This is a genomic window from Patulibacter sp. SYSU D01012 (assembly GCF_017916475.1).
Lineage (GTDB): Bacteria > Actinomycetota > Thermoleophilia > Solirubrobacterales > Solirubrobacteraceae > Patulibacter.
The window spans coordinates 51,118-74,279 of sequence record NZ_JAFMTB010000003.1; the positions used below are offsets into that span (position 1 = coordinate 51,118).

At 75.9% G+C, this 23,162-nt stretch carries 21 protein-coding genes; 13 read left to right on the forward strand and 8 right to left on the reverse strand.

Annotated features, from left to right (window positions below; all coding sequences use genetic code 11):
• Positions 1-4: 4 nt before the first annotated feature.
• Complete coding sequence (locus J3P29_RS16195) at positions 5-1,342, reverse strand: AMP-binding protein (protein WP_210495177.1); 1,338 nt, start codon at positions 1,340-1,342, stop codon at positions 5-7.
• Positions 1,343-1,545: 203 nt separating this feature from the next.
• On the opposite strand from J3P29_RS16195, the gene menB reads away from it, so the two are divergent.
• The 5 genes from menB to J3P29_RS16220 all read left to right on the forward strand — a co-directional run bounded on the left by menB (position 1,546) and on the right by J3P29_RS16220 (position 6,108).
• The gene (menB, locus tag J3P29_RS16200) at positions 1,546-2,430 is read left to right on the forward strand and encodes a 1,4-dihydroxy-2-naphthoyl-CoA synthase (RefSeq protein WP_210495178.1); all 885 of its coding nucleotides are present in this window, start codon (positions 1,546-1,548) and stop codon (positions 2,428-2,430) included.
• A gap of 103 nt (positions 2,431-2,533) precedes the next feature.
• A complete protein-coding gene (locus tag J3P29_RS16205; protein WP_210495179.1) occupies positions 2,534-3,457 on the forward strand; it encodes a 1,4-dihydroxy-2-naphthoate polyprenyltransferase in 924 nt (307 codons plus the stop codon).
• Between the two features lie 111 nt (positions 3,458-3,568).
• Positions 3,569-4,624, forward strand: a complete 1,056-nt coding sequence (locus J3P29_RS16210) for an enolase C-terminal domain-like protein (RefSeq protein ID WP_210495181.1) — start codon at positions 3,569-3,571, stop codon at positions 4,622-4,624.
• Positions 4,625-4,724: 100 nt separating this feature from the next.
• Complete coding sequence (locus tag J3P29_RS16215; protein WP_210495182.1) at positions 4,725-5,612, forward strand: deoxyribonuclease IV; 888 nt, start codon at positions 4,725-4,727, stop codon at positions 5,610-5,612.
• 199 nt (positions 5,613-5,811) lie between these two features.
• Entirely contained in the window at positions 5,812-6,108 is a 297-nt protein-coding gene (locus J3P29_RS16220; RefSeq protein WP_210495183.1) for a peptidoglycan-binding domain-containing protein, read from the forward strand.
• Between the two features lie 14 nt (positions 6,109-6,122).
• Here J3P29_RS16220 and J3P29_RS16225 read toward each other — a convergent pair whose 3' ends face one another.
• Positions 6,123-6,875, reverse strand: a complete 753-nt coding sequence (locus J3P29_RS16225; protein WP_210495184.1) for an alpha/beta fold hydrolase — start codon at positions 6,873-6,875, stop codon at positions 6,123-6,125.
• Between the two features lie 53 nt (positions 6,876-6,928).
• Between J3P29_RS16225 and menD the strand changes: the two genes are divergently transcribed.
• Positions 6,929-8,716 carry a 2-succinyl-5-enolpyruvyl-6-hydroxy-3-cyclohexene-1-carboxylic-acid synthase gene (menD, locus tag J3P29_RS16230; RefSeq protein ID WP_210495186.1) on the forward strand — a complete coding sequence of 596 codons (1,788 nt, stop codon included), beginning with the start codon at positions 6,929-6,931 and terminating at the stop codon, positions 8,714-8,716.
• A 51-nt stretch (positions 8,717-8,767) separates the two neighbouring features.
• Here menD and J3P29_RS16235 read toward each other — a convergent pair whose 3' ends face one another.
• Positions 8,768-9,430, reverse strand: a complete 663-nt coding sequence (locus J3P29_RS16235) for a glutathione S-transferase family protein (protein ID WP_210495187.1) — start codon at positions 9,428-9,430, stop codon at positions 8,768-8,770.
• Between the two features lie 222 nt (positions 9,431-9,652).
• Here J3P29_RS16235 and J3P29_RS16240 point away from each other — a divergent pair, with 222 nt between their 5' ends.
• The 4 genes from J3P29_RS16240 to J3P29_RS16255 are packed head-to-tail and all read left to right on the forward strand — an operon-like array spanning position 9,653 to position 14,095.
• The gene (locus tag J3P29_RS16240; protein WP_210495188.1) at positions 9,653-10,885 is read left to right on the forward strand and encodes an ROK family transcriptional regulator; all 1,233 of its coding nucleotides are present in this window, start codon (positions 9,653-9,655) and stop codon (positions 10,883-10,885) included.
• The gene (locus J3P29_RS16245) at positions 10,882-12,009 is read left to right on the forward strand and encodes a sugar ABC transporter substrate-binding protein (RefSeq protein ID WP_210495190.1); all 1,128 of its coding nucleotides are present in this window, start codon (positions 10,882-10,884) and stop codon (positions 12,007-12,009) included. Before J3P29_RS16240 ends, J3P29_RS16245 begins: the two co-directional genes overlap by 4 nt.
• A 5-nt stretch (positions 12,010-12,014) precedes the next feature.
• On the forward strand, positions 12,015-12,842 hold the full coding sequence (locus tag J3P29_RS16250) for an ATP-binding cassette domain-containing protein (protein WP_210495191.1): 828 nt from the start codon (positions 12,015-12,017) through the stop codon (positions 12,840-12,842).
• A complete protein-coding gene (locus J3P29_RS16255; protein WP_210495192.1) occupies positions 12,839-14,095 on the forward strand; it encodes a sugar ABC transporter permease in 1,257 nt (418 codons plus the stop codon). The genes J3P29_RS16250 and J3P29_RS16255 overlap by 4 nt, the downstream gene beginning before the upstream one ends.
• Positions 14,096-14,229: 134 nt before the next feature.
• Here the strand turns inward: J3P29_RS16255 and J3P29_RS16260 are convergent, their stop codons facing one another.
• From J3P29_RS16260 to J3P29_RS16275, 4 genes are all read right to left on the reverse strand, one after another.
• Positions 14,230-15,693, reverse strand: a complete 1,464-nt coding sequence (locus J3P29_RS16260; RefSeq protein WP_349239875.1) for an isochorismate synthase — start codon at positions 15,691-15,693, stop codon at positions 14,230-14,232.
• A 126-nt stretch (positions 15,694-15,819) separates the two neighbouring features.
• The gene (gene ilvN, locus J3P29_RS16265; protein ID WP_210495196.1) at positions 15,820-16,371 is read right to left on the reverse strand and encodes an acetolactate synthase small subunit; all 552 of its coding nucleotides are present in this window, start codon (positions 16,369-16,371) and stop codon (positions 15,820-15,822) included.
• 3 nt (positions 16,372-16,374) lie between these two features.
• The gene (gene ilvB, locus J3P29_RS16270; protein WP_210495197.1) at positions 16,375-18,069 is read right to left on the reverse strand and encodes a biosynthetic-type acetolactate synthase large subunit; all 1,695 of its coding nucleotides are present in this window, start codon (positions 18,067-18,069) and stop codon (positions 16,375-16,377) included.
• Between the two features lie 131 nt (positions 18,070-18,200).
• Positions 18,201-18,590 carry a hypothetical protein gene (locus J3P29_RS16275; RefSeq protein ID WP_210495198.1) on the reverse strand — a complete coding sequence of 130 codons (390 nt, stop codon included), beginning with the start codon at positions 18,588-18,590 and terminating at the stop codon, positions 18,201-18,203.
• A gap of 227 nt (positions 18,591-18,817) precedes the next feature.
• Here J3P29_RS16275 and J3P29_RS16280 point away from each other — a divergent pair, with 227 nt between their 5' ends.
• The 3 genes from J3P29_RS16280 to J3P29_RS16290 all read left to right on the forward strand — a co-directional run bounded on the left by J3P29_RS16280 (position 18,818) and on the right by J3P29_RS16290 (position 21,511).
• Entirely contained in the window at positions 18,818-19,108 is a 291-nt protein-coding gene (locus tag J3P29_RS16280; protein WP_210495200.1) for a hypothetical protein, read from the forward strand.
• Positions 19,109-19,196: 88 nt separating this feature from the next.
• The gene (locus J3P29_RS16285) at positions 19,197-19,835 is read left to right on the forward strand and encodes a TetR family transcriptional regulator (RefSeq protein ID WP_210495201.1); all 639 of its coding nucleotides are present in this window, start codon (positions 19,197-19,199) and stop codon (positions 19,833-19,835) included.
• Positions 19,832-21,511 carry an acyl-CoA dehydrogenase family protein gene (locus tag J3P29_RS16290; RefSeq protein ID WP_210495202.1) on the forward strand — a complete coding sequence of 560 codons (1,680 nt, stop codon included), beginning with the start codon at positions 19,832-19,834 and terminating at the stop codon, positions 21,509-21,511. Before J3P29_RS16285 ends, J3P29_RS16290 begins: the two co-directional genes overlap by 4 nt.
• A 638-nt stretch (positions 21,512-22,149) precedes the next feature.
• Here J3P29_RS16290 and meaB read toward each other — a convergent pair.
• Positions 22,150-23,160: a methylmalonyl Co-A mutase-associated GTPase MeaB gene (gene meaB, locus J3P29_RS16295; protein ID WP_210495204.1), complete on the reverse strand. Its 1,011-nt coding sequence runs from the start codon at positions 23,158-23,160 to the stop codon at positions 22,150-22,152.
• Between the last annotated feature and the right edge of the window lie 2 nt (positions 23,161-23,162).

Sequence of the window (23,162 nt, forward strand, 5' to 3'; positions counted from 1 at the left end):
GCCGTCAGCGCAGCTCGCGGCGCAGCAGCTTGCCCGAGGGAGTCCGCGGCAGCGTCTCGACGACCTCGATTTCGCGCGGGCGCTGGTGGGGCAGCAGCGCGGCGGCGGCGCGGGCGCGGACGGCGTCGGGCTCGACGGTGGCGCCGACCGCCGGCACCAGCTGCGCGCAGACCCGCTCCCCCCACTCGGGATCGGGGCGGCCGAAGACCGCGGCCTCGGCCACGGCGGGGTCGGCCTCGAGCACCCGCTCGACCTCGAGGGGCAGCACGTTCTCGCCCCCCGTGATGATCGTGTCCGCCACGCGCCCGACGATCGCCAGGTGCCCGCGGGCGTCGAAGGCGCCCAGGTCGCCGGTGCGCAGCCGCCCGGCGGGGCCCACGACCGTCGCGGAGACCGTGGGGCCGGCCACGAGCACCTCGCCGACCACGCCCGGCTCGCGGGTCGGCGCGCCGTCCGGGCCGGCCACCCAGACGCGGGTGCAGAACAGCGGGACGCCGAAGGTCGCGATCTGGCTCGCGGCCTCGCTCATGCCGTACGTCGGGGCGACCGGCACCCCGGCCTCCTGGGCCTCCTCGACGAGCCCCGCCGGGATCGCCGCGCCGCCCAGGAGGGCCCAGCGCAGCGCGGGCGGCCGGCGCAGGCCGGCGTCGAGCAGCCGCCGCAGCGTCGTCGGGACGACCGAGATCATCGTCGGGGGCGGGCCGTCCTGCGGGCGGGCGCCCGTCAGCGCCGCCACCACGCGCTCGGTGTCCCAACCCTCGTGCACGACCGCGGTCGTGGCGGCGATCGTCGAGCGCAGCAGCACGGACAGGCCGCCCACGTGGTTGAGCGGCAGCGCGCAGAGCCACCGCTCGCCGGGCGGGCAGCCCAGGGCGGCGGCCGATCCGAGGGCGCTCCACAGCCAGTTGCCGTAGGTCAGCGGGATCGGCTTGGCCGCACCGCTCGTCCCGCTCGTGTGGACGACGATCGCGGTGTCCGCCAGGTCGAGGCGGTCGCGCAGCGCGGCGTCCGGCGCCGGGGCGAGCGCCGCCACGTCCAGGTCGGCGTCGACGGCGAGCGGCGCACCGGCCAGCCGGCGCTCGCGCTCGGCGGCCGGCAGCCGCGGGTCGAGCGGCACGACCTCGGCGCCGACGCGCAGCAGGGCGTGGAGCGCGACGACGAAGGGCCGGCCGGGCGGCAGCACCAGGCCGACGCGCGCGCCGGGGCGCGCGCCCGCGCCCCACAGCCGCCGGGCGACGTCGTCGACCTCGGCCCGCAGCGCCGCGTACGTCGTGCCGGGGAGCGCCTCGTGGTCGGGGCGCCGGCGGGCGGCGCGCAGGAGCCAGGACTCGACGGTGGGCACCCGGTCGAGGCTACTCCGGCGCCCGACGCGAGCGGCGAGCCGCCCGGGCGCGGCGGTCGACCCGCGCACGCGCGAGCGACGGGACGCCAGATGACGCCGTCCACGCCCGCCGGTACGGTGCGCCCGACCCGTCCCGCCGCGCCGCCCGCGGCCCCGCGCGTCTAGCCTCCCGGGTCGGCCACACGGCGACCGAAGGAGCACCCGTGACCGTCACCTGGACCGCCCCCGCCGGGAGCGACTACACCGACATCCGCTACGAGCTGGCGGACACGAGCGCGGGCGACGCGGAGCACCCCGTCCGCATCGCGAAGATCACGATCGACCGGCCGGAGGTCCGCAACGCCTTCCGCCCGCAGACCATCGTCGAGATCTCGCAGGCGATGGACCGCGCCCGCGAGGACACGACCGTCGGCGCGATCATCCTGACCGGCCAGGGCCCCCTGGCGTTCTGCTCGGGCGGCGACCAGTCCGTCCGCGGCGACTCGGGCTACCTCGAGGACCCCGACAACCCGCAGCGCCAGCCCTCGGGCTCGTCCGTCGGCCGCTTCCACGTGACGGACCTGCAGGTGCAGATGCGCCGCACGCCCAAGCCGATCGTCGCGATGGTCGCCGGCTACGCCATCGGCGGCGGCCACGTCCTGCACCTGCTCTGCGACCTGACGATCGCCGCCGACAACGCGCGCTTCGGCCAGACCGGGCCCAAGGTCGGCTCGTTCGACGGCGGCTTCGGCGCGTCCGTCCTCGTCGACGCCGTGGGGCCGAAGAAGGCGAAGGAGATCTGGTTCCTCTGCCGCCAGTACTCCGCGCAGGAGGCCCTGACGATGGGCCTGGTCAACACCGTCGTCCCGCTCGAGCGCCTCGAGGAGGAGACCGTCGCGTGGTGCGAGGAGATGCTGCAGAACTCGCCCTTCGCGCTGCGGCTGCTGAAGGCGAGCTTCCACGCCGCCGAGGACGGCTACGCCGGCCTGCAGCAGCTCGCGCACGACACCAACCTCCTCTTCTACGGCTCGGAGGAGGCGCAGGAGGGCCGCGACGCCTACAAGCAGAAGCGCCGTCCCGACTTCTCGCGCTTCCCCCGGCGCCCGTAGCGCCCGGCCGGCCGCGGCGACCGGGCCGGTCGCCGTCGCCGGGGTCGGCCGGCTCCGCGCGGCCGGCCCCGGGGACGATCCGCGCCCTATCGTCCCTGGGCGTATGAGCACGCACGCCGAGTTCACCGGGGGCGGATCCCGCCCCAGTCCGGTCCGCATCTGGATCCTCGCCGCGCGCCCACGCACGCTGCCCGTCGGCTTGGCGCCCGTCCTCGTCGGCGCGGCGCTCGCGATCCACCAGGACGCCTTCCGGCTGCTGCCGTTCCTCGCCGCCGTCCTCGGCGCCCTCTTCATCCAGGTCGGCGCGAACCTGTCCAACGACTACTCCGACGCCCGCCGCGGCGCCGACACCGAGGATCGCCTGGGCCCGGTGCGCGTGACCGCCGGCGACCTCGTCCCCCCGCGCCAGGTGCTCGTGGCGACGTGGGTCACGTTCGGCCTCGCCGTGCTCTGCGGCGCCTACCTCATCGCCGAGGCCGGCTGGGTCGTGCTGGCGATCGGGGCCGCGTCAATCGTCGCCGGCCTGCTCTACACGGGCGGCCCGCGGCCCTACGGCTACGAGGGCCTGGGCGAGGTGTTCGTCTTCCTCTTCTTCGGCCTCGTCGCCGTCACCGGCACCCACTACGTGCTGACGGAGGACTTCGACGCCACGGCCCTGGCCCTGGCCGTGCCGGTCGGCCTGCTGGCCGCGGCGGTGCTCGTCGTCAACAACGTGCGCGACATCGACACGGACCGCCGCGCCGGCAAGAACACCCTCGCCGTGCGCCTGGGCCGCCCGGCGACGCGGCGCATGTACGCCGCGATGCTCGCCCTGGCCTACGTCGTGACCGCGGTGCTCGGCTTCACGGACGGCGACCTCTCCCCCTGGGTGCTGCTCGTCGTGCTGACCGCCCCGCTCGCCGTCCGCCTGGCGCGGACCGTCGCGACCCACACGGACGGCCCGACGCTCAACGGCGTCCTGGCCGGCACGGGGCAGCTCGAGCTGCTCGTCTGCGTGCTGCTCTCCGTCGGCATCGTGCTCTCCTGACGGTCGCCGGCCGGCCCGGCGAGGCAGCCGGCGGTCCGGCCACGGGCCGCCGGGCCGGACCGCGGTCCGCCCGGGCGACGGGCCGGCCGCCCGCGCACTAGGCTGGCGCGCGTGGATCTGCGCATCCGGGAGGTCGCCCTGCGGCTCGCGCAGCCGATGCGGGCCGCGTGGGGCGAGGTCGCCGAGCGGCGGCTGCTGCTCGTCGAGCTCGAGGACGACGACGGGCTGATCGGCTACGGCGAGGCCGCGCCGCTCGAGCCCTACGACGGCGTCGCGCTCGCGGCGTGCGCGGCCGCCCTCGAACGCTGCCGCGCCACGCTGGCCGGCATGCGCGACGGCACCGGCGCCGAGGCGCTCGAGCGCTGCCGGGCCGTCACCGACGTCCCGCACGCCATCGGCGCGATCGACATGGCGCTCTGGGACCGCGCGTCGCGCCGCGAGGGTCGCTCCGTCGCCGGGATGCTCACCGACGACCCGTTCCGCTGGGTGCCCGTGAACGCCACGATCGGCGGCCACGACCCCGAGGACGCCGCGGAGTACGCGCGCGAGTCCGCCGACGCCGGCTTCGAGACGGTGAAGCTGAAGGTCGGTCTGCCCGACGACGAGGAGCGCGTGCGGGCCGTGCGCGAGGCGATCGGTCCCGACGTGGCGCTGCGCTTGGACGCGAACGGCGGCTGGACCGTCAACGAGGCCCTGCAGGCCATCGACACCCTCTCGCCGTACGGCGTCGAGCTCGTCGAGGAGCCGGTCCACGGGATCGAGCGCATCCGCACCGTCCGTGACCGCCTGCCCGTGCGGGTGGCGATGGACGAGACCGCCGACGTGCCGGGCGCGATCGCGTCGGGCGCCGCCGACGCCGTCGTGCTGAAGGTCGGGCGCTCCGGCGGCATCGGCGGCCTGCTCGCCCGCGCGACCCTCGCCCGCTCGACGCGCGCCGACGTGCTCCTCGCCTCGGCCTGGGACGGGCCGCTCGGCGTCGCCGCCGCAGTCCACGTCGCGGCCGCGCTGCGCCTGCGCGACGCCTCCGGCCTGGCCACCCTCTCGCTGTTCGAGCCCGCCGCCCTCGACGCCGTCGCGCTGGGCGACGAGAGCCTCGGCGACCTGGCCGGCCGGCTCGTCCCGCGCGACGGGACGATCAGCGTCCCGCGCACGCCGGGCCTGATCTGACCCCGGAGGGCGGACCGGACCCGTCGCGGGTCCCGGGCTCGTGGTCGGCGCGCCCCGCGGAGGGTCGCCGGGCGGCCGTGCCCCGCTAACGTCCGCCGCCATGTCCGACACCGGCGACCTCCCCCTCCTCGGCCTCCACGTCTCCCCCGCGGGCGGCCTGCCGAAGGCCGTCGAGCGCGGCGTCGAGCGCGGCTGCGAGGCGATCCAGATCTTCAGCCAGTCGCCGCGCCGCTGGGCGCCGACGAACCACAGCCCGGAGTCGATCGCGCAGTTCCGCGAGGACCTGGCGGCGTCGCCGATCCGCAGCGTCGTCATCCACGCGCTGTACCTGAGCAACGCCGGCACGCCCGACCCCGAGCTGCGCGAGAAGTCGCTCACCGCCATCACGCACTCCCTGCGGGTGGGCGACGCGATCGGCGCCGACGGCGTGGTCCTGCACCCCGGTTCCGCGAAGGACGGCCACGTCGGCGAGGCGCTCGCCCGCTGCGGGGACGTGTTCAAGGAGGCGCTCGCCGAGTCGGAGTCCTGCCCGCTGCTGCTCGAGGACACCGCCGGCGCCGGCGGCACGCTCGGGCGCTCGTTCGACGAGCTCGCGACCCTGCTCGAGGTGTCGGGCGGCCACGAGCGCATCGGCTTCTGCCTGGACTCCTGCCACCTGCTCGCGTCGGGCTACGACGTGCGCTCGCGCGAGGCGCTCGACGGGGTCCTGGAGGAGGCCGACAAGGCGTTCGGCCTGGACCGCCTGCGCTGCATGCACGTCAACGACTCGCAGACGCCGCTCGGCTCCAACCGCGACCGCCACGCGCCGCTCGGCACGGGCGAGATCGGCGAGGACGGCATCGCCGCGCTGCTGAGCGAGCCGCGGTTCGCCGGCCTGCCGGTGATCTTCGAGGGCCCCGGCATCGACGGCAAGGAGCCCTCGGTCCAGGACATGGAGATCGCCAAGCGCCTGCGCGCCGAGGGCCGCGCCGCCCGCGGGCTGGCGTAGTCCACCGGCCGCGGCGGAGCGCCGCGGCACGGACCTGCGCGGGGGCGACGAAGATTTCACGTCACGTACCCCCCGCGCATAGGTCCGCTTCAGGTACCGGCGAAAGGATGCAACCAGTCTCGATTCCCGTCCCCAGGAGTCGCCGCAGATGTCGTCGCAACCGCCCCGCCCCTCATCCCGCCGCCGCCCCGCCGCCCGCATGCGCGCTGCCGCCCGGCCCGTCGCCGTCGCCGGCGTCGTGGCCCTGTCGGCCACCGGCATCGGGATGGCGGCCGCCCCCGCCGCGGACGCCGGCCCGGTCCAGCACCGGCTCGTCGCCGACGGCTACCTGGCGCCGACCGACGTGACCGGCACGTACGACGCGCGCACCGGCGCCGCCGTCGCCCGCTGGCAGGCCGCCCACGGCCTGCGCGCGGACGGCCTCGTGGATGTCGTTACCGCCGACGAGCTCCTGGGCACCAGCACTTCGACCCCCCAGGAAAGGCCCGCCCGATGACCCAGCCCGAGTCCTCAGTCCAGCGCACGCAGCGCCGCAGCCACCGCGGCCGGCGCCTCGCGCAGCAGGCCATGGCCGGCGTCGGGAACAACGACCTGGCCCGCCGGCTGCGCCGCAAGGCCCAGGAGGCGCGCGCCGATCGCGCCGTAGCGGCCGTCGCGCGCGCCGCTGACGACGGTCAGCGGCAGCGCAAGCGCCGGCAGTCGCGGCCCCACCGCGGGTACCGCGCCCGCCCCCAGACCGCGTAGCGCGGCCGCGAGCCCGGCGGCGTCGCCCGCGAGGAGCGCCTCGCGCTGCGCCCGCCGGGCGTCGTCGGGGTCCCCGTCCCACAGCGGCAGCTCGGCCCAGCGCTCCGCGAACGCCTCGAGCCCCTCGCGCTCCAGGAACGCCGCCTGCGCCTCGTCCGCCTGCACGCGCCGCTCGCGCTCCGCCGGGTCCTCGATCCCCGACGTCGACGACACGAGCACCACCGCCGACAGCCGCGCCTGCTCCGCGAGCGCCAGGTGCAGCGCGATGCGGCCGCCCATGGAGTAGCCCGCGAGCACGACGTCCTCCCCCGCCCGCGCGTCGAGCAGCGCCCGCAGATCGGCGAGCGTGGCCGGCAGGTCGACCGGCCGCTCGCCCGCGGCCGCCCCGTGCCCCCGCAGGTCCGGCGCCACGACGTCGTAGCACCCCGGCGCCGCCGCCGCGAGCGCGTCCCGCACGCCGTCCCACGACGCGCCCGAGCCGCCGAAGCCGTGGAGGGCGAGGATCGTGCGCCGGGCCATCCGCGCAGGCTCGCAGAGCGACGCCGGCCCGCGTTTCGTGGCACCCTCGGTGGGTGACCGACGTGCCCGCTCCTCCCCTCCGCGACGGGCGCGGGAGCCGCGTGCTGGCGGCCGCGCTCGTCGAGGAGCTCGTGCGGGCGGGGATCACGGACGCCGTCACCTCGCCCGGGTCCCGCAACACGCCGCTGCTGCTCGCGCTCGCCGCGGCCGAGGGCCTGACCACCCACAGCGTCGTCGACGAGCGCACCGCCGGGTTCGTCGCCCTCGGGCTCGCGAAGGCGACGGGGCGGCCGGCGATCCTCTGCTGCACGTCCGGGTCGGCGGTGGCCCAGTACCTGCCCGCGGTGGTCGAGGCGCACCACGCCCGCGTCCCCTTGCTCGTCCTGACCGCCGACCGCCCGGCCGAGCTGCGCGACGTCGGCGCGGGCCAGACCATCGAGCAGAACGGCATCTTCGGCGGCAGCGTCCGCTGGGCGCACGAGCTCGGCCTCGACACGGCCGACGCGGCCGGGGTGCGCTACGCCCGCACGCTCGCCGCCCGCGCCTGCTTCGCCGCCACCGGCGGGCTCGCGACCCCCGGCCCCGTCCACCTGAACCTGCCGCTACGCGAGCCGCTCGCGCCCACCGGGCCCGCGCCCGAGGGGCCGCGGCCCGCCCGGCCCGGCGGCGCGCCGTGGGCCCGGCGCACCGGTCGCCTGGGCGCCCCGGACGCCGACGCGCTCCGGCGGGTGGCCGAGCTGCTGGCCACCCGGCCCCGCGCCGTCGTCGTCGCCGGCCGGCACGAGACCGATCCCGAGCTGGGGCCCGCGCTCGCGGCCCTCTGCGAGCTGCTCGGCGTGCCGCTGCTGGCCGACCCGCTCTCGGGCGCCCGGCGCGGCACCGCGGCGATCGCCGCGTACGACGCGTTCCTGCGGGACCCGGGCGCCGCCCCCGCCGGCACCGAGCTGGTGCTGCGCCTGGGCGACCTGCCGACGAGCAAGCCGCTGCGCCGGTGGCTCGCCGGTCTGCCGCCCGAGGTGCCGCAGGTGCACGTCGCCGCCGACGGCGTGTGGCAGGACCCCGACGGGGTCCTCTCCGACGTGGTGGTCGCCGCGCCGCTGCCGCTCCTGCGCGAGCTGGCGCCGCGGCTGGCGCACGTCGAGCGCGACCCGGCGTGGCTGCCGGCCTGGCGCCGCACCGACGACGCCGTCGTGGCCGCCCAGGCGCCGCTCCTGGACGGCGCCGGGGCCGACGACGCGCCGACCGAGCCGTGGCTGGCCCGCGAGCTCGTCGCGCTGCTCCCGCCCGCCGCCACGCTGCTCGTCGCCGCATCCATGCCGATCCGCGACGTCGAGGCGTTCATGGCGCCGCGCGAGGCCGTGCGCGTGCTCGCCAACCGCGGCGCGAACGGCATCGACGGCACGCTCGCCACCGCCTGGGGCCTGGCGCTCGGCCGTGCGCCCGGCGACGGCCCCGTGCACGTGCTGCTCGGCGACGTGGCGCTGCAGCACGACGTCGGCTCGCTGCTGGCGCTCGGCCGGAGCGGCGTGGACCTGACGGTCGTGCTCGTCGACAACGACGGCGGGGGCATCTTCCACTTCCTGCCGGTGGGCGCGGAGCCGACCCCCGACGTCGAGCGCCACGTCATGACCCCCACCGGCCTGGACGTCGACGCGATCGTCGCCGCGGCGGGCGGCACCCTGCACCGCGTCGTCCGGCGCGGCGACCTGGTCCCCGCGCTGCGGGCGGCCGCCGGCGAGGCCGGCCTGTCGGTCCTCTACGTGCGGACGGAGCGGGCCGCCAACCGCGAGCTGCACCGCGCGCTCGAGGCGGCCGCGCTGGCCGCTGTCCGCAGCGCGTAGTCGCCGAACGCGGTCCCGCGCACGCGCGGGACCGCGGGCCCGGTCGGCGCGTCAGGCCTGGGGCCGCGCCGCCACCCGGTCGACCCAGGCCGTCAGGCGCGGGTGGCTGGCGGCGTCGAACCGCCCGTGCTCGTGCAGGACCCGGTGGAAGCCGTCGGGATCCACGTCGTCGGCGGCGGGCGGGCGCAGGCCGTAGCGCAGGAAGGGGTAGGCGGTGACGTCGCAGATCCCGAACGCGTCGCCGCACAGGTGCTCGTGCTCGCCCAGTCGCTCCTCGAAGCGGTCGAGCCACGTGCGCATGCGCGCGGCGTCCTCCTCGACCGCCCGGCGCTGGCGGTCCGTCAGGCGGTCGGTGTCGAAGCCGACGGGCCCCAGCACGGCCGCGATGCGGTTGGGCGGCCCCTTCCACACCTCGTTGAAGCGGTGACAGAACACGTCGGCGAGGGACGCGTCGCCGGGATCGGCGGGCCACAGCGACGGCGTCGGCCAGCGCTCCTCGATCCACTCCAGGATCCGCGGCGAGTCGGCGAGGGCCTCGCCGTCGTCGAGCAGCAGCACCGGCACGAGGTCCTGACCGCTGACGTCGCGGACTGCCCGGCGGTCGTCGGGGTCGACGTCGATCCACTCCACCGTCAGCCCCTTGTGCGCGGCGGCGAGGGCGATGCGCTCCACGTTCGTCGAGTGCGGGATGCGCAGGACGCGCAGGTCGGCCATGCGCCGATCGTACGGCCCGCGCGGGGGACGCGCCTCCTGGCGAACCAACCGCGTGTTCGGCCACCCGACTTCGCGCGAGTACGGCGGTCACCCCCCGAACGGCCATCCCATTCCGTCAACTTTCGACAGATCAGACGGCTGTTTCTGGCCTCATATCGCCAGAAATCGACGAAACCCCTTGACGAGCGCTTTAGGAGGGTGTTTCATGCCGCCGTCGCCATGGTGAGCCCTCGCACACACCGCCTCGGGCGGACGTCCGCCCAGCGGGTCGTCGACGCCCTGCGGGCGGAGCCCTACGTCACGCGCGCCGAGCTGGCGCAGCGGACGGGGCTGTCGCGGGCCACCGTCTCCGCGCTCGTGCGCGACCTCGAGCGCGACGGGCTCGTCTGCGTCGTCCCCGCCTCACCGGGCGGCGGCGCGGCGAGCGGCACGAACGGGACCGGTCGCCGGCCCGAGACCGTGCGCCTCACGCGTCGGGCCGGCGCCGTCCTCGGCGTCGACTTCGGCCACGCCCACGTCCGCGTGGCCGTGTCCGATCTGGCGGGACGGATCCTCAGCGCGCGCTCCGAGCGCGCCGACGTGGACCGCGGCATGGAGAACGCCCTGCGGGTGGCGCGGCGGCTGGCCGACGTCGTTCGCGAGGAGGCCGAGGTCGCCCCGGACGAGATCCTGGCGTGCGGCGCGGGCGTCCCCGGCCCGGTCGACCGCAGCACCGGACGGATCGGCTCGACGTCGCTGCTCCCCGGATGGAGCGGCACGACGCTGTCGACCGCGCTGGAGGAGCGGCTGGGGGTGCCCGTCGCCGTCGACAACGACGCCAACCTCGGCGCGCTCGGCGAGCACGTCGCCGGCGCCGCCCGCGGCGTGGACGACCTGATCTACGTGAAGATCAGCTCGGGCGTCGGCGCGGGGATCATCAGCGGCGGCCGGCTGCTCCAGGGCAGCAACGGCATCGCCGGCGAGCTCGGGCACATCGCCGTGGTCCCGAACGGGGTGCCCTGCCGCTGCGGCGGCCGCGGCTGCCTCGAGACCGTGGCGTCCGGCCCGGCAGTCCGCCGCCAGCTGCTGCAGAGCACCGGCGAGGAGCTGCCCGGCGACGACCTGCTGCGAGCGCTCCAGGGCGGCGATCCGCGCGTCACCCGCCTGCTGGCGGACGCCGGCCGCGCGCTCGGTCGCGTGCTCGCGAACGCCAGCCACCTGCTCGACCCGGACATGATCGTCCTCGGCGGCGACCCCGCGTTCGCGACCGAGCCGGTCCTCGCCGGCCTGCGCGAGGAGCTCGAGCGCCACCGCCTGCCCGGCGCGGGCAACGAGGTCCGCCTGGCGCCCGCGCAGCTCGGCAGCCAGGGCCAGGTCGTCGGCGCGCTCCGCCTCGCGGCGCGCTCGCTCGACGGCCTCGCCCCCATCGTCTTCCCGCATCACACCAACGAGTCCCAACGGGAGAGAGTCCAGTGACACCTACATTCCGCACCGCGCTCGCCTTCGGCGCGCTGCTGCCGGCCGCCCTCGGGCTCGCCGCCTGCGGCGGCGACGACGACAAGGGCAGCGGCTCGACGTCCGCCGGCAGCGGCGGCGGCGAGGCGAAGACCATCGCGCTGCTCCTGCCGGAGTCGAAGACGGCGCGCTACGAGGCGCAGGACCGCCCGGGCTTCACGAACGAGCTCAAGCGCCTCTGCCCCGACTGCAAGCTCATCTACTCGAACGCCGACCAGGACGCGTCGAAGCAGCAGAGCCAGGCCGAGTCGGCCATCACGAACGGCGCGGACGTCCTCGTCCTCGACCCGGTCGACGCCGAGTCCGCCGCCTCGACGGTGACGCGCGCCAAGCAGTCCAACATCCCGGTCATCTCGTACGACCGCCTGATCCAGAAGGCGCCCGTCGACTACTACATCTCGTTCGACAACGAGAAGGTCGGCAAGCTCCAGGGCGAGGCGCTCGTGAAGGCGCTGGGCACCCCGCAGGGCAAGTCGATCGTGATGATCAACGGCGCCCCGACGGACTCGAACGCCGCGATGTTCAAGAAGGGCGCGCACTCCGTCCTGGACTCCTCCGGCGTGAAGATCGCCAAGGAGTACGACACGCCCGACTGGTCGCCCGACAAGGCGCAGACCGAGATGGAGCAGGCCATCACGGCCGTCGGCAAGGACAAGATCGACGGGGTGTACGCCGCGAACGACGGCACCGGCGGCGGCGCGATCGCCGCGATGAAGTCGGCCGGCATCGACCCGAAGAAGGTCCCGGTCACCGGTCAGGACGCCGAGCTGGCGGGCGTGCAGCGCATCATCGCCGGCGAGCAGTACATGACGATCTACAAGGCCCCGAAGCCCGAGACCGAGGCCGCCGCGAAGCTCGCGGTCGCCCTGGCGCGCGGCGAGGACGCCCCGGCCGGCCTGATCAACGGCGAGTCCGACAACGGCTCGGGCACCCCGATCAAGTCCGTCCTGCTCGACCCCGTGTCGGTCACGAAGGAGAACATCAAGGACACGGTCGTCAAGGACGGGACGTACTCCGTCGACGAGCTGTGCACGAAGCAGTACGCCGACGCCTGCAAGGCCATCGGCCTGTCGGAGGCGCGCTAGCCCTCATGGCGACGCAGACGCAGGCCGGGGCCCCTGGGGCCCCGGCCGGCGCCGAGCCGCTCCTGCGCCTGCGTGGCGTCAGCAAGCGGTTCGGGGCCGTACAGGCACTGGCCGACGTGGACCTGGACGTCCACGCCGGAGAGGTCGTCGCGCTCGTGGGCGACAACGGCGCCGGCAAGTCGACGCTGATCAAGGCCATCTCGGGCGCCGGGCCCGCCGACGAGGGCACCTTCGAGTTCGCGGGCCACAACGTCAAGATCGGCAGCCCGGGCGACGCGACGCAGCTCGGCATCGCCGTCGTCTACCAGGACCTCGCCCTGTGCGACAACCTGGACGTCGTCGCCAACCTGCACCTCGGCCGCGAGGCGCGGCGCGGCCCCTTCATGGACGAGATCGCCATGGAGCGCGAGGCCCGCAGCCTGCTCGACTCGCTCGCCGTCCGCACGCTGCGGTCGGTCCGCGCCGAGGTCGGCATGCTCTCCGGCGGCCAGCGTCAGACCGTCGCGATCGCGCGCGCCATGACCGGCAACCCGCGCATGGTCATCCTCGACGAGCCGACCGCCGCCCTGGGCGTCGCCCAGACCGAGCAGGTCCTGCAGCTCGTCGCCCGCCTGCGCGAGCGCGGGCTCGGCGTGATCCTCATCTCGCACAACCTCGCCGACGTCTTCCAGGTCGCCGACCGCATCGAGGTCCTGCGCCTGGGCCGCAACGGCGGCTCGTTCGCGGCCACCGCGGACCAGCGCCAGGCCGTCGTCGCGGCGATCACCGGCGTCGGGGGTCCCGCCGCCGAGGCCGAGGCTCCGACCACCACGACCCCCGGGGAGCCCGCATGAGCAGCACCGGCACGAAGCCCGTCGGCGCCGACGCCCCGGCCGCGGCCGACCCGACCGCGTCCGACCTCTCCCTCGAGGCGCGCGACGGCAAGCAGACCGGCCTGAAGGCCCTCTTCGGCGGCGGCGACGTCTCGTCGTTCCGCGTGATCGTCGTCCTGGCGATCATCTGGATCATCTTCGCGATCGCGAACGACCGCTTCCTGACGGCCGTCAACCTGACGAACCTGACGCTGCAGGTCGCCGCCACCGGCACGATCTCGGTCGGCGTGGTGCTCGTCCTGCTGCTCGGCGAGATCGACCTGTCCGTCGGCGCGGTGTCCGGCGTCGCCGGCTCCGTCGTGGCGGTGCTCTCCGTCCAGCACGAGTGGAACGCCTGGCTCGCGATCCTCGCCGCCCTCGCGGTCGGCGCGGCCATCGGCCTGCTGCAGGGCTCCATCGTCACGTGGCTCGGGATCCCGTCCTTCGTCATCACCCTGGCCGGCCTGCTGACCTGGCAGGGCGTGCAGCTGAAGGTGCTCGGCGACGAGGGGACGATCAACGTCACCGACCCGACGATCACGAACCTGGCGAACAAGTTCCTGCCCGAGGGCGTCTCGTGGGTCGTCGCCATCGTCGCGATCGCGCTGCTCGTCGGCGGGACGCTCCTCTCCCGGCGGCGCCGCGCCGCCGCGGGCCTGGAGCTGCAGCCCGTCATCCGGCCCGCGGTGCGCGTCGGGGCCATCTCGGTCGCGATCCTGGCGTCCGTCTTCGTCGTCAACCAGGACCGCGGCGTGCCCGTCTCGCTGTGCATCCTGATCGGGCTGGTGCTGATCATCGACGCCGTCGTGACCCGCACCCGCTACGGCCGCCACGTGCTCGCCGCCGGCGGCAACGAGGAGGCCACGCGCCGCGCCGGCATCCCGGTCCGCCGCGTGAAGACGATCGTCTTCGTCCTCGCGTCCACGATGGCGGCCGCGGGCGGCATCCTGTTCGCCTCGCGCCTGCTGGCCGTGAACCAGTCGTCGGGCACCGGCGACGTGCTGCTGCTGGCGATCGCCGGCCCGGTCATCGCCGGCGTCAGCCTGTTCGGCGGCCGCGGCTCGGTCTGGGCCGCCCTGCTGGGCGCCCTGGTGATCGGCTCGATCTCGAACGGCATGGACCTGCTCGCCTTCGAGTCGTCCGTCAAGTTCATCGTCACCGGTGCCGTCCTGGCCGGCGCGGTGATCCTGGACGCCCTGGCGCGCAAGCGCCGCATGGCGCAGGGCCGCACCTGATCCGCGCCCGCGGCGCTCCGGCGCCGCGGGACCCCGTAGGACCTCGACGCCCGGCCGCCCGCCGGGCGTCGGCCGTTCGGGGCACGGCGCGGCGTCGCCCGCCGCCCGTCCGGCCACCCGGCCGCGGCCGGGGCCTAGGCCGACAGCAGCGGGAGCAGCGCCTGGAGCTTGACCTCGGTCTCGCGCAGCTCGGACGCCGGGTCGCTGTCGGCGACCACGCCGACGCCGGCGAAGCAGTGGGCGACCCGCGGCTCGAGCAGCGCGGAGCGCAGCGCGACCGAGAAGTCGCCGTCGCCCGCCGCGTCGATCCAGCCGACCGGCCCGGCGTACCAGCCGCGGTCCATCCCCTCGATGGCCGGGATGAGCGGCAGCGCCGCCTCCTCCGGGAAGCCGCCGACGGCCGGCGTCGGGTGCAGGCGGGCGACGAGGTCGAGCACGCCGACGGCGTCGCCGAGCTGGGCGCGGATCGGCGTGGCCAGGTGCTGGGCGCTCGCGGCCTGCACGACCTGCGGCTCGGGCGCCGCCGTCGTCCACAGGGCGACCCCGTCCAGGCGGCTGAGGATCCGGCGCACGACGATGGCGTGCTCCTCGCGGTCCTTGCGCGAGCGCAGCAGGTGCTCGGCCAGGTGCGCCTCGACCGCCGGGTCGGAGCTGCGGCCGGTCGTGCCCGCCAGCGCGAGCGTGGCGACGCGCTGCCCCTGCCGGCGGACGAGCAGCTCGGGCGTCGCCGCCAGGAACGTCCGCTCGCCCCGGCCGACGGCGAGCACGCAGCAGCCCGCGTAGGCCTCGCGCATGACGCCGAGGAGCGCCGCCGGGTCCGCGGTCTCGCGGCCGACGACCTGCACCTCGCGGGCCAGGACGATCTTCTCGAACTCCCCCGCGCGGATCCGGGCGACGCCGCGGGCGACGGCCTCCTCGTAGTGCGCCGGGGGCAGCGCCGAGACCACGCGGCCGCGCGCGACCGGGTCCGGGTCCAGGAGCGGCGGCCGGGCCGCCGGCAGCGCCGCCAGGCGCGCGAGGGCCGCGTCGACGAGCGCCGCGGGATCGTCCGCGGCGTCGACCGCCACGGCCACCGTCGCGCGCAGGACGCCGCCGCGCCCGGCGAGCGCGATCTGCGGCACGTGGAGGGACGCGGGCGCGAAGCCGTCCCAGGCCGGGCTGCTGCTGCCCTCGTCGGCGAACGCGAAGCCGCCGAGCGCGACGAGGCCCTCCCCCTCGACGCCGGCGCCGGGGTCGGCGACCGCGTCGCGGGCCAGGGCCGACCACCGCCGCGCGACACGGGCGAAGCGCTCCGGGCCGGTCTCCTCGAGCGCCGCGACGACGCCCACGCCAGCCACGACCTGGCCGTCGCGGTCGCGCTGCTCGTAGACCGTCCACGGCTCGCCGGTCCGCCGGCCGCAGGCGACCGTCGCCAGGGCGTCCACGCCCGCGGGCGCGTCGACGGTGATCGCGGCGAGCACCGGGCCGCGGCGGCCGCGGGACGCGCGACGGTGCGCCGCCCGCGCGTGCCGGTGCAGGCGCTCGCGGTCCGCCGCCCCGACCGGCACGGCGGGCCGGAGGGGCCGCTCGTCGGTCTGCGGGAGCAGCGAAGCGGTCACCCCCACATGATGCCAAGCCGCGCCGTGCGGCCCGTCACCGTGCGCGGTCGCCGGCGCGGCCGCGCCGCTGCGCGCACGGGCCGCCCGGCGGGCGGCCCGTGGTGCGACGGCGCGGTGCGGCGCGGATCAGGTCTCGTCGCGGCCGCGCGAGATCGCGACCTCGCCCGTGCGGATCATCTCGACGAGGCCGTACGGGCGGACGAGGCGCTCGAACGCCTCGATCTTCGACCGCTCGCCGGTGATCTCGACGATGATCGAGCGCTTGCCGATGTCGACGACCTTGCCGCGGAAGACCTCGGCGAGCTCGCGGATCTCGGAGCGCGTCGGCCCGTCGACGGACACCTTGAAGAGCGCGAGCTCGCGCGCGACGGTCTCCGTCGGTTCCAGGTCCTTGATCTTGAGGACGTTGACGAGCTTGTGCAGCTGCTTGACGACCTGGTCGATCGGGTGCAGCGCGCCGTCGAGCGTCAGGGTGATCCGCGAGACGCGCTCGTCGTCGGTCGGGCCGACGGACAGCGTGTCGATGTTGAACCCGCGGCGGGTGAAGAGGCCCGAGACGCGCGTCAGCACGCCCGGCTTGTTCTCGACCAGGATCGAGAGGACGTGCTTGCGGCCCGTGCGGATGTTGCCGGCGGCCTCGAGCTCGTCGAGGCTGAGCAGCTCGTTCGTGTCCACCATGGATCAGCCCACCATGTCGCGCGCGGCCTCGCCGGGCGCGATCATCGGATACACCTTCTCGTTGCGCGTGACGCGGACGTCGATGAACGCCGGGCCCTCGGCCGCGAAGGCGGCGCGCAGGTCGTCCTCGAGCGTCTCGGCGTTCGTCAGCCGCAGGCCGCGGATGCCGTAGGCGTCGGCCAGCTTGACGAAGTCGGGGAACGCGTCCTCGCCGCCGTACGTGTTCATCTCGACGTGCGAGTAGCGCTCCTGCCAGAACAGCTCCTGCCACTGGCGGACCATGCCGAGGTAGCCGTTGTTCAGCACGACGACCTTGACGGGCAGGTTCTCCTGACGGATCGTCGCGAGCTCCTGGATGTTCATCTGGATCGACCCGTCGCCGGTCACGACGACCGTCGTGCGCTCCGGGTCGCCCATCTGCGCGCCGATCGCGGCCGGCAGGCCGAAGCCCATCGTGCCCAGGCCGCCCGAGTTGATCCACCGGCGCGGCTCGGGGTAGTGGTAGTACTGCGCCGACCACATCTGGTGCTGGCCGACGTCGGAGCAGATGATCGCCTCGCCGCCGGTGACCGTGTAGATCGCCTCGATGACGCTCTGCGGCTTGATGCCGCCGTCCTGCGCCGGCTCGTACGCGAGCGGGTGGCGCTCCTGCCAGGTGCGGATGCGCTGCCACCAGGCGTCCAGCCGCGGGCGGTCGGCCTCGAGGGCGCGGTACTCGTCCGTCAGGCGGGGCAGGATCTGCTTGGCGTCGCCCACGATCGGGATGTGCGCCGGGATGTTCTTCGAGATCTCCGCCGGATCGACGTCGATGTGGATGAACTTCGCGCGCGGGGCGAACTCGGAGAGCTTGCCGGTGATGCGGTCGTCGAAGCGGGCGCCGATCGCGCAGATCAGGTCGGCCTCGTCCATCGCGTAGTTCGCGGCGCGGGTGCCGTGCATGCCGAGCATGCCGAGCCACTGCGGGTCGGGCGCGGGGTACGCGCCGAGGCCCATGAGGGTGCAGGTGATGGGGAAGCCGCCCTCGCGCACGAGCGCGCGCAGCTCCTCGGACGCGTTGCCGAGCACGACGCCGCCGCCGGCGTAGATGACCGGCCGGCGCGCCGAGGCCAGGGCGCGGGCGGCCTGGCGGATCTGCTTCTGGTTGCCGGTCGTGCGCGGCTGGTAGCCGGGCAGGTGCACGTCGGTGATCGGCTCGTACGGGATGTCGACCTTCGACAGGTCCTGCGGCAGGTCGATGACCACCGGGCCGGGGCGGCCCGTGCCGGCGATGTGGAACGCCTCGTGGATCGTCCGCGGCAGCTCGCGCGGGTCCGTGATGAGGAAGGAGTGCTTGACGGCCGGCATCGTCAGGCCGATCGTGTCGGCCTCCTGGAAGCCGTCCGTGCCGAGCAGCTCGGTGCGGACCTGGCCCGTGAAGAACACGACGGGGACCGAGTCCATCATCGCGTCCATGATCGGCGTGACGAGGTTCGTCGCGCCCGGGCCGGACGTGCCGAACGCGACGCCGACCTTGCCGGTCGCCTTCGCGTAGCCCTCGGCCGCGTGGCCGGCGCCCGCCTCGTGGCGGACGAGCACGTGGTGGATCCCGGCGTCGACGAAGGCGTCGTACGTCGGGAGGTTGGCGCCGCCGGGATACCCGAATACGACGTCCACGCCCTCCGCCTTCAGGCACTCCATGATCGCGTCGACCGCGCGCATACGCCCAACCTCCTTCCCGACACCTCGGGGAACCCTCTTCGACAGGAAGCGAGAGGCCGTCCGTGGGACGGCCTCCGCACCGGGCGAGGATAGCAGCGGGGCCCCGGCGCACGACCGGGGTTGACGCGCGTCTACTCCGTCGGGGACGGGCGCGAGGGCGCGACGGCGTCGTCGCTCGGCGCGGGGCCCGTGTCGGCCGCGACGGGCGCCGACTCCTCGGGGCGGGCGGCGGGGCGCACGCCCGGCGGCAGGTAGCGCTCGGTGGGGTAGTCCAGGTCGGTCCCGCAGCGCATGCACATCGTGTCCGAGATGGGCAGCATGCGGCCGCACCCGTCGCAGCGGCGCCGCGGCTCGAACTGCCGGCCCGGGTACACCACCGACGCGATGAAGCCGAACAGCGGGACGCCGGCCGAGATCATGAACCACACGAGGAACGAGCTGCCCTTGGCGCGTCCCTGCAGGCCGCCCGCGATGCCGAAGAGGGCGCAGATCAGCAGGAAGAAGGCGAACGAGCCGCTCACCCCTCTAGCCTAGCGGGAGGACGCCATGCGACCCACCGGGTCCCGGCGCCGTCACGACGAGAGGCACGATCACGTTCCGCTGGGAGACCCTGAGGCGCCCCGCCGCCGCCCACCTGGGCGAGCCGGTCGTCGCGTCGTCCCCGGTCTCCCCCGTCCCGCGCCGGGCCCCGGGCCGCGGCGCCTGGGACCATCCGCCCCTGGCCGGCGCGCAGGTGCGGCTCCTCGTCGTGACCCCGACGCGCGTCGTCGTCTTCGCCCTGGACCGCGGCGAGCCGGGCCAGCCGTACTACCGGCTGCTGCTGGTCGAGACGGAGGTCCCGCGCACCCACGTCCGCGGCGCCGAGCTGGGGCCGTTCCGCCCCGTCCGGCGGCTGACCCTGGTGCTGAAGGGCCAGCCGGCGTGGCGGCTCGAGGTGTCGCCGTCGGCCGCCCGCCACTGGGAGCCGGTGCTGGACGAGGTCGGGCGCCTGGAGCCGGGCGCGACGACGCAGGTCGTCTCGCCCGACGCGCCGGCCTAGACGTCACGGCGCCCGTCGCCGTCGCGCGCGCGAGCAGGGCGTCGCCGTCGCCCTGGACCGAACGGCTGAACGGTGGTTCAATCCTTCCGTGCCGTACCGCCGCACCCCCGCCGTCGACGAGCGGCTGAGCGCCGCCCGCGAGCGCCTGGTCGACGCCGCGACCGCCGTCGTGGCCGACGCCGGCTGGGCCGGGGCGTCCGTGACCGCGGTCGCCGCCGCCGCGGGCATGTCGGTCGGCTCCGTCTACGCCCACGTGGCGTCGAAGGCCGACCTGGCCGTCGAGGTCTTCCGCCGCGCCGCCGACCGCGAGGTCGCCGTCCTGCGCAGCGTCCTCGCCGAGGCCGAGGGTGGTCCCGCCGAGCGCCTGGCCGCGGGCGTGCGCACCTTCGCCCGCCGCGCGCTGACCGACCGCGGGCTGGCCTATGCGCTGCTCGCGGCGCCGTCCGACCCCGCCGTCGACGCCGAGCGCCTGGCCTACCGCCGCGCGTACCACGACGCCTTCGCCGCCCTCGTCCGCGACGGCATGGCCGCCGACGAGATGCCGCGGCAGGACGCCGACGTCACCGCCGCCGCGCTCACGGGCGCCGTGGGCGAGGTGCTCGTCGGCCCCCTGGCGTCGCCCGTCGAGGGCGCCGCCGCCGAGCTGCTGGTCGACGAGGTCGTGTCGATGTCCCTGCGCTGCGCCGGCGTCGCCGGCCTGCGCCCGTCCCCCGAGGAGACCCGATGAGCTCCACGCTCCCCACCCCCGCGCCGGCCGCGCCCCGCTCGGCCCCGCACGTGACCCACGAGATCACGAACCAGGTCCCGCCGCTCGAGGGCCACGACGTCGCCGCCGACCCGGCGCTGCTCGAGGCGCTGCGCCGCGAGGGCGCCGCCTGGCACGAGGAGGACCTGCACCGGATCGGCCGGCTGGCCGGGAGCGCCGAAGCCCAGCGCTGGGGCGACGACGCCAACGCCTTCGAGCCGGTGCTGCGCACCCACGACCGCTACGGCCACCGCGTCGACGAGGTCGACTTCCACCCGTCCTACCACCGCCTGATGGACGTCGCGGTGCGCGAGGGCATGGCCGGCGCCCCGTGGACCGATCCGCGCCCCGGCGCCCACGTGGCGCGCGCCGCGTCGGTCTCGGTGTGGAGCGTCGTGGAGCAGGGGCACACCTGCCCGATCTCGATGACCTACGCCGCCGTGCCGGTGCTGCGCGGCACGCCCGAGCTGGCGGACGCCTGGCTGCCCGGCCTGACGAGCCGCGAGTACGAGCCCGGCCTGCGCACCCCCGCCGAGAAGCCCGGCCTGCTCGCCGGCATGGGGATGACGGAGAAGCAGGGCGGCACCGACGTCCGCAGCAACACCACGGTCGCGGCGCCCCAGGCCGACGGGACGTACCGCCTGACCGGCCACAAGTGGTTCACCAGCGCGCCGATGAACGACGTCTTCCTGGTGCTCGCCCAGGCCCCGGGCGGACTCTCGTGCTTCCTCGTCCCCCGGGTGCTGCCCGACGGCTCCCGCAACACCTTCCGGATCCAGCGGCTGAAGGCGAAGCTCGGCAACCGCTCGAACGCCAGCTCGGAGCCCGAGTTCGACGACACCGTCGCGTGGCTCGTCGGCGAGGAGGGCCGCGGGGTGCGGACGATCATCGACATGGTCTCCATGACGCGCCTGGACTCCAGCCTGGGGTCGGCCGCCGGGATGCGGGCGGCGCTCATCCAGGCCGCCCACCACGTGCGCCACCGCGTCGCGTTCGGCGGCCTGCTGATCGACAAGCCGCTCATGCGCAACGTCCTCGCCGACCTGGCGCTCGAGTCCGAGGCCGCGACGACGCTCGTGATGCGCGTCGCCGGCGCGGTCGACCGCGCCGAGCGCGGCGACGCCGAGGAGGCCGCGTTCAAGCGCCTGGCCACCGCGCTGGGCAAGTACTGGGTCTGCAAGCGCCAGCCGCCGATGGTCGCCGAGGCGCTCGAGTGCCTCGGCGGCAACGGGTACGCGGAGGAGTCCGGCATGCCGCGGCTGTACCGCGAGGCGCCGCTGAACGGGATCTGGGAGGGCGCCGGCAACGTCAACGCGCTCGACATGCTGCGGGCGCTCGCCCGCCAGCCCGAGAGCATGGAGGCCTACGCCGCCGAGATCGGCCGCGCCGCCGGCGCCGACGCCCGCCTGGACGCCGCGTGGGCGGACCTGCAGCGCGAGCTCGCGCGGCCCGAGGACGCCGAGCTGCGCGCCCGCACGCTCGCCGAGCGCCTGGCGCTGGTGCTGCAGGGCGCGCTGCTCGTGCGCCACGCCCCGGCCGCGGTGGCCGACGCGTTCTGCGCCACGCGCCTGGCCGGCGAGCGCGGCCTGGCCTTCGGGACGATGCCGTCCGGGCTGGCCCTGGGCGGCATCGTCGACCGGATCCCGCCCGTCGGCTGAGCCGCCGCGCCCGCCGTCGCCGGGCGCCCGCGGCGGGGGGGGGGGGGGGCGGGGGGGGGGCGGGGGGGGGGGGGGGGGGGGGGGGGGACGTTGGCGGCCGAACCAGGAGGGCGCCGAGCACCACGGGGTGCCGCGCAGGCCGATATTCGCGCGTGTCATCGGTGATGACACGCGCGAATATCTCGGCTCGAGGTGCGGCGCGGCCTCGTGCCCCCGACCCCGTGAGCGCGCGGCCCCAGCGGATCGCGTTCCGGATCGCCTGGGCTCTGCCGTGGTGATCCGGTACGAGTCTCCTGCCGCGCCGTCCCGCGGTCGTGTTCCGGATCGCCGGGCCTCTGCCGTGGTCATCCGGAACGAGTCTCGTGGCGGCGTCGTGGCGGATTCCTGTTCCGGATCGCCGGGCCTCTGCCGTGGTGATCCGGAACGTCTCTGGGGCGGTGCCGTGGCGGGGTCGTGTTCCGGATCACCGCATCCAGGGCGTGGCGATCCGGGACGCGTTCGCCGCCGCCGCCGGCCGCGCCGGCTCCCGCTCCGGAACACCCCACCCAGGGCGTGGCGAACCGGGATACGTCGCGCGCCTCGCCCGCCGCCCGCCCCGCCCGACGCCCGCCCCGCCCGATCCGCGCCCGCCCGCCCCCTCAGGTCGCCGAGGGCGCGTCCGCGGCGCCGAAGCCCGCCCGAAGGACCGCCTCGGCCGCCTGCGGCACCGTGGCCGTGTGCTCGTGCACGGCCTTCCGGGCCTCCGCCAGCGCCTCGGCCACGCCGGGCCGGCCGTGGAACGCCTCGAGCACCGCCTCCTCGACCTGCTGGCGCAGCCAGCCGAGCTGCTGGGCGTCGCGGCGGCGCTCGAGCTCGCCGGACTCCTCCATGTGGGCGCGGTGGTCCTCGATGGCCTGCCAGGTCTCGGCCAGGCCGGTGCCCTCGGCGGCGCTGGCCGTCAGGACGGGGGTCTTCCAGCCCGGGGTGGACGCGGGCAGCATCCGCAGCGCGTGGCGGTAGTCGCTCGCCGCGCGGCGGGCGGCCTTCAGCGCGTCGCCGTCGGCCTTGTTCACCACCATCACGTCGGCGATCTCGACGATCCCGCGCTTGATGCCCTGCAGCTCGTCGCCGGCCCCGGGGACGAGCAGCAGCAGGACGCAGTCGACCAGGTGGGCCAGCTCGGCCTCGGACTGGCCGACGCCGACGGACTCGACGATGATCACGTCGAAGCCCGCGGCCTCGCACAGCACCATCGCCTCGCGCGTGCGCCGCGCCACGCCGCCGAGCACGCCCGACGTGGGGGAGGGGCGGATGTAGGCGTCCTCGAGCGCGGACAGGCGGTGCATCCGGGTCTTGTCGCCCAGGATGCTGCCGCCGTGCCGCGTCGACGACGGGTCGATCGCCAGCACGGCGACCTTGTGGCCGCGCTCGACGAGCCACACGCCGAGCGCCTCGATCGTCGTCGACTTGCCGGCGCCGGGCACGCCGGTCAGGCCGATCCGCCGCGCGCCGCCGGTCCGGGGCAGCACGCGAGCCATGACCTCCTGCGCCAGGTGGCGGTCGGAGGCCAGGCGGCTCTCGGCCAGCGTGATCGCCCGCGACAGGGTGACGCGGTCGCCGGCCCGCAGGCCGGCCTCGAACTCCTCGGCGGAGGGACGCTTGCGCGGCACGG